At 37.7% G+C, this 371-nt stretch carries 1 protein-coding gene; it reads right to left on the bottom strand.

The window, feature by feature from the left end; all coding sequences use genetic code 11:
* Nucleotides 1-98 precede the first annotated feature (98 nt).
* A partial coding sequence (locus tag AC3II9_RS21585) for a transposase (protein WP_489158737.1) occupies nt 99-371 on the bottom strand: 273 nt, incomplete at its 5' end.

Genomic DNA, 371 nt, shown 5'->3' with positions numbered 1-371 from the left:
GAGGGCACTGAAAAACTTACATTTTTTTAAATGAACAATCAAAAAAAGGCAACTAGCGTTCAAAATGAACTGAAGTTGCCTTTTTCTTCCCCTTATTTTCACTCTTTTTCACTCAATAGCGTGAGTATTCGCTTAAGGTTGACGACAAACATGGCTGTTGCTCCTTGAATTTGCATAGCGAATAGACCCGAGGATAATGCCACATTATACCCGTGTCTGTGTTTCAATTCACTATTCTTCGCTTCGATTTTATAGCGCGTTTTGGCGAGCTTTTTAAACGCCTCTGTCTGTTGAAAATCCTTTTGTTCTTGATGTTCTGTCGATTTAATCGTCACATAATAAGATTTCGTTTTAGCCCCTTCTTTATAGCA

This window comes from Lysinibacillus sp. RU7, from assembly GCF_057837305.1.
Note: the sequence above shows the minus strand (reverse complement) of the source record. Positions and strands in the feature narration are given on the sequence as shown.